The sequence below is a fragment of the Lelliottia nimipressuralis genome, from assembly GCF_004402045.1.
Lineage (GTDB): Bacteria > Pseudomonadota > Gammaproteobacteria > Enterobacterales > Enterobacteriaceae > Enterobacter > Enterobacter chinensis.
This window is the reverse complement of sequence record NZ_SOMG01000030.1, coordinates 413,317-425,797: the sequence shown is the minus strand read 5'-3', so window position 1 is coordinate 425,797 and position 12,481 is coordinate 413,317. Positions and strand designations below refer to the sequence as shown.

Sequence of the window (12,481 nt, the reverse complement as noted above, 5' to 3'; positions counted from 1 at the left end):
TGTTAAATTGACAAGTACGCACGAAAAAGTGAGTGACTGTTCTATGAGTAAGTTATATAGCCCTGAATCTGCCGCAATCGGTGTGGAGCAAGCCCTGCGACTGCTGGAAGGTCGCTGGAAACTGATTATCCTGTTTCATCTTTTCGACGGAAAGGTGCAACGCTATTCGAATTTTGAAAAACTGATTCCCGAAATTTCGCAGAAAATGCTAGCGCAACAACTCAGACAGCTGGAAGCCGACGGCATTGTGTCGCGCATGGTTTACCCGCAGGTACCACCGAAGGTGGAATATCGACTTACTGATTGGGGGCAGGCATTGTGTCCAGCTCTCGATGCAATCCTTAAATGGGCGGAAAAACGCAAGGTTTAGGTATCACTGGTACATTTTGCATCTGAGCGAAATCGTTGGTGTCCGCTTTTCGGTCAAAACCGACCTAACAGCGCTTAAGGTGGTCCGCTTCGCGCCAGGCGCGGACACTGGAAGTAAGTATCATTAGCGAGAGATGTTTTGCCATATTTCCGGAGTCAGGCCGTGCAGAAGCCCGGGACGGCGACCTTCTGGAACAGATGCGGGCTGGCTACGACGGATGAAGGATATGCTGGAAGTTTCGCGAGGAACTCGGGATCTGTGAAGGCCGCACGAACCGTCTCGGTGGATTCCCACATTACATAGTTCAGGTAAGTCGGACTATCGCCGATCGCTCGATGGAGTTGCATGGACATGAAGCCAGGTTGCTTCGTTATGACCTCGGCAGCCGCCTTGAAAGCATCCAGGAAGCCTGCTTCGTCAGCGGGATCTACGACAGTGAAGAGGTTGATGAGCACGAGAGGCGCGGCCGCGATACCGAGTTGGCGGTCAAACGGAAATTTCTCGTCCAGCGGTTTAAATGGTTTTATGGCGGCCATGGTGACGCTCCTGTCTATTATAAATTGAACTGGATGATAGATGCTGCTTGCACTCAACTGAGCATTGACTGCTGAGCGAAGATACCCGCCATCGTGCCTTGCCATGCTGCCGTCGTGACCGAGGGGATACCGGGGTTGGCAAGGTCACCTGCGGCGTAGATGCCTGGCATGCTGGTTTCACGGCGCTCATCGGTCTTGAGGGCGATGCCGGTTGGCGTATTGACCGTGGCAAGGCCCAGTGCGTCATGCAGGCTTGCGGACGGTCTGGTACGCGGATGCGCGAATAGAATATCGACGGAAACATCAGAGCCGGTTTCGATTTTAATGGTGGCACTATGGCTCCCGTAAGGTTCGATTTCGGTGATCCTGCCATCAACTAAAGGTACCTGGCGGGCGGCCAGATCGGCCCGTATGTCGAGGGTGATGTCATGACCGTTGCCAAAGACAGTCAATCTGTCTGTCCAGTCATGGAAGAGCCTGACCTGATTGTGCGACTGCGGGCCAGACCAGACGAGGCCCCAGTGTTGGTCGGCAACTTCAAAGCCGTCGCAGTAGGGGCATGGTATGATGGACGTCCCCCAGCCTTCAGCAAAGCCTGGAATATCAGGCATCTGGTCAGCGACGCCATAGCTCAGAATCAAGCGGCGCGCCCGCAGGCTTTCGTTATCGTCCGTGACGACACAGAAATCGTCGAGGGTGCCAGATACGCTCTCGGCCCGCGCGTTGACCAGCTTGATCGTTGGATAGCGTGCCAGTTGCTGCCGTGCCTCGACCAGGATGTCCTGCGGTGGCTTGTGATCGTGGCCGAGCACGCCATGTGAACGGCCAGCAAAGCGATTGCGTTGCCGGCCAGTGTCGAGGACCGTGACCTTGCGACGGGCGCGGCCAAGCTGCAGGGCGGCGGCAAGACCGGCAAAGCTGCCTCCGATGATGATGACGTCATTCATGGTGATGAGTTCCGTGTTGAGGATGTAAGGAGATGAGCGAGTTCTGGCGCACCTTGCACATTTATGAAACCGAATGGTATCGTAATTAAATAATTACGATACTGTCAAGGACTGTATTTATAGTGACCAATAAAAATAACCCAACCCGGCGGGGCCGCCCTGTCAACGAGGCGCTTGGCCAGACAATCATTGAGGCAGCCTCCGAACTATTCGTAGAACTGGGATTTCAGGCTACGACCCTGGACAAGGTCGCCCAGCGGGCGAAGATATCCAAACTCAGCATCTATCGGCATTTCGAGAACAAGGAGGCACTGTTCAGTGCGGCCATCGTGGCCGGTTGCCATCAGTTGTTTGCACCACAGGCTCTTCTTGAAGGCGTCGACGGTTCAGTTGAAGATCAATTGATGGCGGTGGGAACATTACTGCTGCGCACGCTGTTGAGACCCGACGTAAGTAGCGTCGAAGCCATGGTCATGGCCGACAAGACGAATCAAAAGTCGTTAAGCAAGCTCCATTACGAAGCTGGCCCCGCTCATGTCATCGCCCAAATCGAAGCCCTTTTACGTCAGTTGCACGCGAAGGGACTTCTGAAGGTTCCCGACTCTCTTCAGTCCGCTCGCTTGTTTGCCGCGCTTTTCAAAGGCTCCGACCTTCTGATTATCGCGCGCTTCGATGAGGTCAGAGCAGAGGATGACAACGAAATCGAATCATATTGTCGGTCGGCCGTCGGCATGTTCATCGCCGCGCACGGTGGCACCCAGGATGCGATATCACGACTGTAATCTTGCCCTATATTTCCGCTCACGTACTGGTCGCAGCGTAAAGCCCAGGCGTGATGCATTTTCGCGCCTTCAAGCCACCTGAATGTCCGAGATGTCCGCCCCGCTCTGCGAGTTCAATGGGTCGATGCACGCGACCCTTTAGCAGTGATTTCAGTTTTAATATCAGCTTGCAGATCAAGAGGGTGTCGTATCACTTGGGCATAACCGCTGGTTTCGTGCAGAATTTGATGTATTCTGACGAACTCATGTACTAGCCTAAGGGTTCACAAAAATGACGTTCACCACTATTGATGATGTCAGAAGCCGGATCGACCAGTTAGACTGCGAGCTGGTCAACATCATTGCCCGTCGTGCCGAATGCGTTAAAGCTGCAGCGGCATTCAAGACAGATCACTCAGCCGTTCGGGCTCCCGATCGCGTGCAACAGGTCATCTGTAAGGTTCGCAGGCAGGCAGCTGAGGCTGGGCTTTCAGAAGTGATTATCGAGAAAATCTACCGGACCATGATAAGCGCATTTATCGAGTATGAGCTTGAGCAACATGACCAGCTTCAACATGCTGCGGCAAAGACTGACTGAACCGGTCTGCCTGCAGCGACCGGGTAACGAAAATACAAGCTGGTGTTAATACCCATTCTGGTAGCTGTTAAGAGTACCTTGTTATGACAAAATAGCGCACGCAAACGGTTTCGTTGGTTTTAACCGTTTTCGACACATTATCTATTGCTGTGATGGCATTGTTGTTTAGCATTTTATTCTTGACGTCTCCCTCCCCTGTGGAGACGTTTTTTTTCCCCCACAGATAGTTGCAAACCCAAACTTCGAGACGAAAATGATAGAAACGGGTGAAATGAGCTTCCAACAGACAGATTAGATTATGAGATATAAATCCTACTCAATTAATGAGCTGCAACTGAGGATAACGCGCTAACCAACGTTTCTCATCAACCCGTCTCCTAAAGACATCATACTTTTCCCGCTCAAATGCGGGCGTCGGTCTTAAACGCAGCTCAAACAGGTCATTAAGACCATAGGGTGCAATGACCTCGATAAGATCGTTATCGCCCAGTCTGACGCCCACGGCCGTCGCGGTTTCGGGCCAGTACAACAGCGCATTTTCTGTTGAGTGATAGGGATTATCGCCATTGCGCAGATGCATTCTGGCTTGATTCTTCACAGACCAGTTAAAAGCGGGCAACTGCTGTTTAAGTTCTTTTTCCAGATGACGTTCATCGTCTGGGGTACAACATTCGGGATCGTACCAGACGACATCCACATCGCCGGATAAGGAATGATGCCAATCTCCATGCATATGATCCCATACGGCATCCCTGACGAAACCCGCCCCGACCCAGCAGTCACGAAGTTGCAAATCACGGACCGCGTAAAGAACCTGCATCCGTGAAGGGTCCACTGACAATATTCTCTGCAATGAATTGAGATAGCCCATGATTGTTCCAGCCTGTAAACGGGTCCGCCCCGCCATCTTAAGCGGAGCGGCTTTTATATGTCGCGAGTGCGCGCTCAAAACCTCAGGACAGCGCACCCAATAATCAGAAGCTGTACGTCACCTTCAAACTTCCCGTGGGCGACGTCTTGCGTTGCACAATAGGGCTATCGGCGGCATCTCCCGTCAGCTGCGTCACGCCCGCTGCGGCAAGCACGCTCCAGCGCGAGGTGAGCCTGTGGGTCCAGTCAAGATTCAGCGAATACGCATAAATTCCGGCACCGGCGTCATGTCGGGCAAATCCCGATGCGGCCGACTGGGCGGCGCTGACGCCATAGTACGTTTGCATATACTTGTCGGATCCCCAGCTGCTGGTCAACGCCAGCGTGACCGCATTATTCGGTGAAGTATAGAGCGGACTGGAAATGCCGAAGTGTACAGCCTCACCGTTGTCTCTCTCAGAAACCGGAACCTCAGCCTGCAGCTGCAGATTAAGCCAGTCGGTCACCTTGTACCCCAGCCCGGGCACCACGATAGCCGAGCCTTTTATCTCGCCCATCCCTCGCAGCTCGTCGCTGCCAGAGCTTATCGAATCGCTGCTCACGTCTTTATCTTTACGGCCTATGCGATAGCTCAGCGCCGCGCTGTAATCCAGGTTGCCGATGTTGTTGCCGTAACCGATACCCCGCGTGGTGCCGATAAAAAAACCATTGGCCATGGAGTAATCCACCACCTGAGCCGCGCTGACGCGGGTTTTATCTGAACCCGAGTAGCGTGTCGCGACATCTACGCCGCCGCCCAGGGTTAACACATTGCCCTGGCTCTGCTCTGCCGCCAGTGTCGGAGTGGCCAGTAACGCCAGAACGACGCCCGGCACGATGTTTTTCAGGCTGCGGCCCGGGAATAAATGGGGGAACGTATGACGCAGTTCGATGTTTCTCATTAAGGGAGTCCTTATGGATTCAAATGATGACGATGCATGCGGTTAACCGCCAGAACGCCCATTTTGAATACTGACCCTAAGGTTCTTATGAGCTGAAAATGAAGAAACACTGAAGCACGCGCGGGTGCTGTAAACCGGACAGATTTCCTGATACCGTTTTTTTCTTAAGATGTTCTTCATTCACTGTCGATACAGTTACCAATGTGAAAATTCTACTTATTGAAGACGACCTGGATCTCGGCAATGGCGTACGTATCGCCCTCTCAGATCAGGGATTTGACGTTATATGGGTTCGCCGGAAAGAGGATGCGCTGCATCAGCTTGACGTCTGCGTGCCCGAGCTTATTTTGCTCGACCTGGGGCTGCCCGATGGCGATGGCATGAGCCTGATGACGCGTTTGCGTCAGCAGCTTAAGGGGATCCCCGTGATCATCCTGACGGCGCGAGGTACGCTGCAGGATCGCCTGTGCGGGCTGGATGCGGGCGCAGACGACTATCTGGTCAAACCCTTTGTTCTCGCCGAGCTGCTGGCGAGAGTGAGAGCCCTTGCACGACGCAGTTACGGTTTTGAGAATGAGGCAATAGAAATTCGCGGGCTGTCTCTGCATGTGCCGACGCGTCGCGTAACGGTGAGCGCCCGCCATATTGACCTGACGGCCAGTGAGTACGCCCTGCTTGAAACGCTGATGCTGCGCGCTGACCGCGTGCTTACGCGACGGTTCCTTGAAGAACGGATATTTGGCAACAAAGAAAACCTCAGTAATGCGCTCGACGTACATATGGGTAATTTGCGGCGAAAAATCGGCGACGGCTATGTGCGAACGGTGCGTGGGGTCGGGTATGTCATTGATACCGTCTCTGTCCAGAAGGTGACCGGTTAATGCGAAACTTATGGTACCACCTGAGGCGCCCGACGCTGGTACGGCGAATTATCATCGCCCAGATGTTGCTGCTTACCCTGCTGTGGAGTCTTTTTTTAACCTTTATTTTATGGGAGGACCTGCGCAGCCCTCCCATCCTCACGGGCAGTAATACGTACGAAACCCTTTTTACCCTGGTTGAGCGTACGGACGGACGCCCGCAGGATCGTAGCGCCGTGCTGGAAGCCTTCAGCAAGGCGCTGCGCGAGGGCTATGGCGGCGGGGAAGATCCCGCGCTGTCCATTAACCTCATCGTTCGCAAGAATAATACCGTTATTTTTGCATCAGACGGCGCACCCGCAGGGGTAATAAACACCCGGCTTGGGGAAATGCAGCATGTTCAGAGTGAAGGTCGCGTCTGGACCAGCCGCACCCTCAAATCCGCTCACTCCGACGTGGAGGTCACCCTTTTCACCCCAGCAAGCGGCTGGAACTTCTTTATCTACCTCAACTCGCGCGGCTACTACATCCTGCCGCTGCTGGTGTGCTTCCCTTTCCTGCTGTTTCCCGCGTGGCTTTCAATTCGCATTGCGATGCGCCCCTGGAACCGGGTGGTCAATGAAATTTCATTACGCACGCCGGACGATCTCTCTCCCTTAAAAGCCGTCCCCAAACACAGAGAGCTTCGCCAGATGGTGGATGCGATTAACGACTTCCTTGCCAGGGTGCGTGAAAGCGCTGAAAGGGAACGGGTTTTCATTGCGGATGCCGCGCACGAGCTGCGTACGCCTCTCGCTGCGATGCGCATCAACGTGGAGGCGCTGCAGTCCTGGGTCATCAGCGAGAGCCAACAGGAGCTGCTTGCGGGGGTTATCCGCAGTAACAGCCGTGCTGCGCGCCTCGTTAATCAGCTGCTGCTGCTGATGCACAGCGAAGCGCGCATTGACACGGACATGGAGCCCGTGCCGCTGACGACGCTCATCCAGGAGCGAATGGCCGAGCTGGAACCGTTAGCCTCTGCGCGCAGGATTGAGCTGGAATTCTTCTCTGAAGATGAAATCTGGATCCCAGGCGTCAGGGAACGCCTGATGTCACTGATTGATAACCTCATCGAGAACGCCGTGAAGTACAGTCCTGAGGGCAGGCGGATTCAGGTTGACGTACGCGCACGCGATCGCTGCACGCAGCTGCGTGTCTCCGATGCAGGCCCCGGCATTCCGGTTGAACTGCGGGACCGCGTGTTCGACAGATTTTTCCGCGATCCGAATCAGATGCAAAGCGGGAGCGGTCTGGGGCTTGCCATCGTCAAAGCGGTGGCGCAGCAGCACAACAGCAGCGTAAATCTGAGTACTTCCGCTGAAGGGGGTCTGATGGTGACGGTTGACTTCCCGAACCGCACGTTTAGCTAAACCGGAACAGGGTGTTTGATCGCAAATGCCGCAGATTGCTTCAAAAAAATTACCGTATTTGTTATATTGTTGTTTATTGCTTATTCACCTCTGCGGTGCCAAAAAGAACAAGATTCACCGCAACCCAGGATACAAAAATGTTAGATTACCGCTTCCCGACAGCTTTGCAGATGGTTCTCAGCGTAGCGATGGCGGAGCAATTGGGTGAACGTTCGACAAGTGCGATTCTGGCCTACGGCCTGGAAGCGAACCCGAGCTTCATCCGCAAATTGATGGTTCCGCTGACGCGTGACGGCATTATCGTCTCAACGCTTGGCCGTAACGGCTCAATTCACCTCGGTCGCCCGCCGGAAGAGATCACCCTGCGCGACATCTACCTTTCGGTCATCGAAGATAAAAAGCTGTGGGCGTCGCGCCCTGACGTGCCGGCCCGCTGCGTGGTCAGTGCTAACGCGTGCTGGTACTTTAAATCGATTTCCGAAGAAGCTGAGCAGGCATCGTTAGCGGTACTGGCCCGCCATACCGTGGCAAGCGCCCTGGACGCGGTGAAAAACGCCGACAGCAGCGGATGGGATCCGCTCCCCGATCTTATAGCTCAGTATCAAAAAACGTCATAATGCTTTACCTGTTGCGAAAAAAAACCGCCTTCACAGTGAAGGCGGTTTTTTATTATCTGCAACGTCCCTACGCAGGCAGAACTTCCCTTTCTACTTTGCCGCGCGTCACGAATTTACGCAGCGTCACGTAGAACACCGGCGTCAGGAACAGGCCAAACAGCGTCACGCCCAGCATCCCGGAGAACACCGTGATCCCGGTGACGCCGCGCACTTCGGCACCCGCGCCGTGGCCGAGGATCAGCGGAATGGTCCCGGCAATAAAGGCGATGGAGGTCATCACAATCGGGCGTAAACGCAGGCGACACGCCTCCAGCGCGGCCTCCATGATGCCTTTGCCCTGAATTTCCAGCTCACGGGCAAACTCCACGATAAGAATGGCGTTTTTACAGGCCAGCCCCATCAGTACCACCAGCCCCACCTGCACGAACACGTTGTTATCGCCACCGGTCAACCAGACGCCAAACAGCGCGGAGAGCATCGTCATCGGCACGATAAGGATCACCGCCAGCGGCAGCGTCCAGCTTTCGTACAGCGCCGCCAGCACCAGGAACGCCAGCAGTACCGCGACCGGGAAGACGATCAGCGCCGTATTGCCCTGCGTGGCCTGCTGGAAGCTCAGGTCCGTCCATTCAATATTCATCCCGTTCGGCAGGATCTGCTTAGACATGCCTTCGAGCTGCGTCATCGCCTGCGTGGACGAGAGCATGCGCGGGTCGGCATCGCCAATCAGGTCCGCCGCCGGGTAGCCATTGTAGCGAATCACCGGGTCCGGCCCGTAGGTAGTACTGATTTTCACCATACTGCCAATCGGTACCATTTCGCCCTGGTTATTACGGGTACGCAAGTTCGCAATGTCTTCCACGCTGTCGCGGAACTGTCCGTCTGCCTGGGCCATCACGCGCCAGGTACGCCCGAACTGGTTGAAGTCATTCACGTACGACGAGCCCAGATAGGTTTGCAGCGTACCGAAGAGATCGGTCAGCGACACGCCCTGCGCTTTCGCCTTATCGCGATCAACCTGCACGTCCAGCTGCGGCACGTTAGCCTGGTAGGTCGAGATCGGGAAATGCATCCCCGGCGTCTGCATAATCGCCCCGGACATGGTGTTCACCGCGTTTTGCAGCGCGCCATAGCCCAGACCGGCGCGATCCTGAATGTACAGGGAATAGCCCGACCCCTGCCCCAGCCCTAAAATCGGCGGCGGCAGGATGGAGAAGCCAAAGCCCTCCTGGATTTGCGCGATTTTCGCGTTAATCTCCGCGTTTATTTCCGCAGCAGAATGTTTACGCTGGTCGAACGGCTTCAGGCCAAAGAAGACCGTCCCGGTATTCGGCGTGTTGGTGAACTGCAGCGCATTCAGCCCCGGAAACGCGACCGCATAGTCCACGCCCTCGGTATTCATCCCGATTTCGCTCATTTTGCGGATCACCGCGTCGGTACGCGCCAGGGAAGAACCTTCCGGCATTTTCACGCCGCCGATCAGGTACAGCTTGTCCTGTGTCGGAATAAACCCGCCCGGTACCGCTTTAAACATCACGCCTGCCGCACAAAGCAGCAGCAGATAAACGACAAACACTGAGCCGCGACGTCCAAGCGTTTTGCCCACCAGCCCCTGATAGCCGCTCGAACTGCGGTGGAAAAAGCGGTTAAACGGACGGAAAAGCCAGCCGAACAGACGGTCGATAAGCCGGGTCGGAAAATCTTTCGGCGCGCCATGCGGCTTTAACAGCAGGGCCGCCAGCGCCGGCGAAAGCGTCAGCGAGTTGATGGCGGAAATCACCGTGGAGATGGCGATCGTCACCGCAAACTGCTTGTAGAACTGGCCGGTCACGCCCGAGAGAAACGCCATCGGGACAAACACCGCGCACAGCACCAGCGCAATCGCGATAATCGGCCCGGACACTTCACGCATCGCCTGATGCGCCGCCGCAAGCGGCGCAAGCCCCTCTTCGATATTTCGCTCGACGTTTTCCACCACCACAATGGCGTCATCCACCACGATACCGATGGCCAACACCAGCCCGAACAGGCTCAGGGTATTCAGCGAGAAGCCCAGCAGGTAGAGAATGCTGAAGGTCCCCACCACCGAAACCGGCACCGCGATCAGCGGAATGATCGACGCACGCCAGGTTTGCAGGAACAGAATCACCACCAGCACGACCAGCACCACCGCTTCCAGCAGCGTTTGCACGACGGCACGGATGGAGTCGCGCACAAACACGGTTGGATCGTAAGGTGCCGCCCACTTCATATCCGCCGGGAAACGCGTGGACAGTTCGTCCATTTTGGCGCGCACCGCGTTAGACAAATCGATGGCGTTCGCCCCCGGTGACTGGAAGATACCAATCCCGACCGCATCTTTATTGTTGAGCTGGGAGCGCAGCGCATAGCTGCCGGAGCCCATTTCGATACGCGCCACGTCGCGCAGGCGAACGACCGTACCGTCCTGCGTTGTTTTCAGGACAATATTGCCAAACTCTTCTTCGGTATGCAGACGCCCCTGAGCGTTAATGGAGATCAGGAAATCGCTCTCTTTCGGCAGCGGCTCGGCGCCAAGCTGCCCAGCGGACACCTGCACGTTCTGCTCCTGCATCGCCGTCACCACGTCCGAGGCCGTCAGCCCGCGCGCCGCCACCTTGTTTGGGTCCAGCCAGACGCGCATCGCGTATTCGCCGGAGCCAAAGATCTGAATCTGGCCGACGCCGGGCAGACGCGCCAGCTCGTCCTTCACTTTCAGCGTGGCGTAGTTACGCATGTACAGGGAGTCGTATTTACCGTTTGGCGAAAACAGATGTACCACCAGCGTCAGCGTCGGCGACTGTTTCTGGGTGGTAATGCCCAGACGCCGCACGTCTTCCGGCAGACGCGCCTCGGCCTGCGCGACGCGGTTTTGCACCTGAACCTGCGCCTGATCCGGGTCAGTCCCCGGACGGAAGGTGACGGTGGTCACCAGCACGCCGTCCGAGCCCGCGACGGACTTCATGTACATCATGTTCTCAACGCCATTGATCGCCTCTTCCAGCGGCGTCGCCACGGTCTCGGCAATCACTTTCGGGTTGGCGCCCGGGTACTCTGCGCGCACCTGCACGCTTGGCGGCACGACGTCAGGATATTCGCTTACCGGCAGCAGCGGGATGGCGATTAATCCTGTGATAAAAATCAGAATCGACAGGACGGCGGCAAAAATCGGCCTGTCGATGAAAAAACGGGAAAAGTCCATGGGTTGGATTCTCAGGTCAAGGGATCAGTTGAGGGCGGCGCTGGCGGTCATAGCAACGGTTTTCGCGTTAACCGGCATACCCGGCATAAACACTTTTTGTAAACCATCGACGATGACTTTATCGCCAGGGTTCAGCCCCTGCCGCACGATGCGTAAACCGTCAGCCAGACGCCCCGGCGTAATGTCGCGGCGCTGCGCTTTCCCCTCTTTATCCACGATATAGACGTATTTACGATCCTGATCGGTCAGCACTGCCTTATCGTCGACAAGCGTGGCTTTAAATTCCGCGCTGCCCGGCAGGCGCACGCGGGCAAACAGTCCCGGCGTGAACTGACGCTGCGCGTTATCGAGCAGCGCGCGCATGCGGATCGTCCCGGTGCTCGGCGTGAGCTGATTATCAAGGAAGTCCACTTTGCCCTGATGGGGGTAGCCCTCCTCGCCCGTCAGGCCAATCTCAACCGGCAGCGCCGTGTGATTGCTGGACGCTCCCTGCCCGCTGCGGGCAAGGTTTTGATAGTGAAGGTAGGTTGACTCGTCCACGTCAAAGTAGACGTACACCGTCTTCTGCGAGACCAGCGTGGTGAGGACGCTGGCAGTGTCGCCCGCGGTGACCAGATTCCCGCTGGTGATCAACGCCCGGCTGGCGCGACCATCGATAGGCGCGGTCACTTTGGTGAAGTCCAGGTTGAGCTGAGCCGCGTCAACTGCCGCCTGCGCGGCGCGAATGTCGGCCTGCGCCTGAACGGCGGCCGAGCGACGCTGCTCCCACTCTTCCCGTGAGACCAGGTGAGTATTGATCAGCTTATCGGTACGGTTAGCCTCACTTTGCGCCAGGCTGGCCTGCGTTTTGGCTCTCGCCAGGTTCGCCTGCGCCTGTTCCAGCGCGGCGCGATAGGTTCTGTCATCAATGGTGAACAGCACCTCGCCCTTCTTCACTTCCTGGCCGTCGGTGTAATTCACTTTATCAATGTAGCCGGACACGCGCGGACGTAGCTGAACGCTCTCCACCGCTTCAATCCGACCGTTAAAGCTATCCCACTGGCTAATAGATTTCACAACCACGTCAGCGGCACTGACGGCGGGCGCAGGTGGCGCGGCGTTTTGCGCGACGCTGTTATCACACCCGACGAGCAGCACGGAGAGCAACATCACCCCCAGCGCGCTCAGTTGAAAGTTACCCCAGGTTTTTTGCAGGCTCATTATTTTTATTCCGGTATTGGTAGCCGCCGGGCAAGACGCAGCAGGAGACACCGCGCCACTTCCTTTGTCCGGTAGCTGGCTTAAGGCCATTTGTGTCGTTCATCGCCACAAAACTGTAACAGTTGCGAATACACTATCGCGGCGATTGTAGG

General features: G+C 56.1%; 12 protein-coding genes. 6 read left to right on the top strand and 6 right to left on the bottom strand.

The features are described from left to right. Window positions 1-43 precede the first annotated feature (43 nt). Entirely contained in the window at window positions 44-370 is a 327-nt protein-coding gene (locus tag E3U32_RS19715) for a winged helix-turn-helix transcriptional regulator (protein WP_134350120.1), read from the top strand. Window positions 371-525: 155 nt separating this feature from the next. Here E3U32_RS19715 and E3U32_RS19710 read toward each other — a convergent pair whose 3' ends face one another. Together E3U32_RS19710 and E3U32_RS19705 are read right to left on the bottom strand one after the other, a co-directional pair. Further along, window positions 526-906 (bottom strand): antibiotic biosynthesis monooxygenase family protein, encoded by a 381-nt coding sequence (locus tag E3U32_RS19710; RefSeq protein WP_134350119.1) that lies wholly within the window; start codon window positions 904-906, stop codon window positions 526-528. 53 nt (window positions 907-959) lie between these two features. Further along, window positions 960-1,853 carry an NAD(P)/FAD-dependent oxidoreductase gene (locus E3U32_RS19705; protein ID WP_134350118.1) on the bottom strand — a complete coding sequence of 298 codons (894 nt, stop codon included), beginning with the start codon at window positions 1,851-1,853 and terminating at the stop codon, window positions 960-962. Between the two features lie 122 nt (window positions 1,854-1,975). On the opposite strand from E3U32_RS19705, the gene E3U32_RS19700 reads away from it, so the two are divergent. Both E3U32_RS19700 and E3U32_RS19695 read left to right on the top strand, forming a co-directional pair. After that, window positions 1,976-2,635 (top strand): TetR/AcrR family transcriptional regulator, encoded by a 660-nt coding sequence (locus E3U32_RS19700; protein WP_208527923.1) that lies wholly within the window; start codon window positions 1,976-1,978, stop codon window positions 2,633-2,635. A 271-nt stretch (window positions 2,636-2,906) separates the two neighbouring features. After that, window positions 2,907-3,212, top strand: a complete 306-nt coding sequence (locus E3U32_RS19695) for a chorismate mutase (RefSeq protein WP_134350116.1) — start codon at window positions 2,907-2,909, stop codon at window positions 3,210-3,212. A gap of 316 nt (window positions 3,213-3,528) precedes the next feature. On the opposite strand, the gene E3U32_RS19690 is transcribed toward E3U32_RS19695, so the two are convergent. After that, entirely contained in the window at window positions 3,529-4,083 is a 555-nt protein-coding gene (locus E3U32_RS19690; RefSeq protein ID WP_134350115.1) for a nucleotidyltransferase family protein, read from the bottom strand. A gap of 103 nt (window positions 4,084-4,186) precedes the next feature. Beyond that, the gene (locus E3U32_RS19685; protein ID WP_134350114.1) at window positions 4,187-5,023 is read right to left on the bottom strand and encodes a MipA/OmpV family protein; all 837 of its coding nucleotides are present in this window, start codon (window positions 5,021-5,023) and stop codon (window positions 4,187-4,189) included. Between the two features lie 203 nt (window positions 5,024-5,226). Between E3U32_RS19685 and E3U32_RS19680 the strand changes: the two genes are divergently transcribed. The 3 genes from E3U32_RS19680 to E3U32_RS19670 all read left to right on the top strand — a co-directional run bounded on the left by E3U32_RS19680 (window position 5,227) and on the right by E3U32_RS19670 (window position 7,909). Then, the gene (locus tag E3U32_RS19680) at window positions 5,227-5,904 is read left to right on the top strand and encodes a response regulator (RefSeq protein ID WP_134350113.1); all 678 of its coding nucleotides are present in this window, start codon (window positions 5,227-5,229) and stop codon (window positions 5,902-5,904) included. Beyond that, window positions 5,904-7,292: a sensor histidine kinase gene (locus E3U32_RS19675; RefSeq protein ID WP_134350112.1), complete on the top strand. Its 1,389-nt coding sequence runs from the start codon at window positions 5,904-5,906 to the stop codon at window positions 7,290-7,292. The genes E3U32_RS19680 and E3U32_RS19675 overlap by 1 nt, the downstream gene beginning before the upstream one ends. A gap of 137 nt (window positions 7,293-7,429) precedes the next feature. Next, entirely contained in the window at window positions 7,430-7,909 is a 480-nt protein-coding gene (locus E3U32_RS19670; protein WP_134350111.1) for an RrF2 family transcriptional regulator, read from the top strand. Between the two features lie 67 nt (window positions 7,910-7,976). Here the strand turns inward: E3U32_RS19670 and oqxB are convergent, their stop codons facing one another. Next, window positions 7,977-11,129: a multidrug efflux RND transporter permease subunit OqxB gene (oqxB, locus tag E3U32_RS19665; RefSeq protein ID WP_134350110.1), complete on the bottom strand. Its 3,153-nt coding sequence runs from the start codon at window positions 11,127-11,129 to the stop codon at window positions 7,977-7,979. A gap of 24 nt (window positions 11,130-11,153) precedes the next feature. Next, complete coding sequence (locus tag E3U32_RS19660; RefSeq protein ID WP_134350109.1) at window positions 11,154-12,329, bottom strand: efflux RND transporter periplasmic adaptor subunit; 1,176 nt, start codon at window positions 12,327-12,329, stop codon at window positions 11,154-11,156. Window positions 12,330-12,481: the final 152 nt, after the last annotated feature.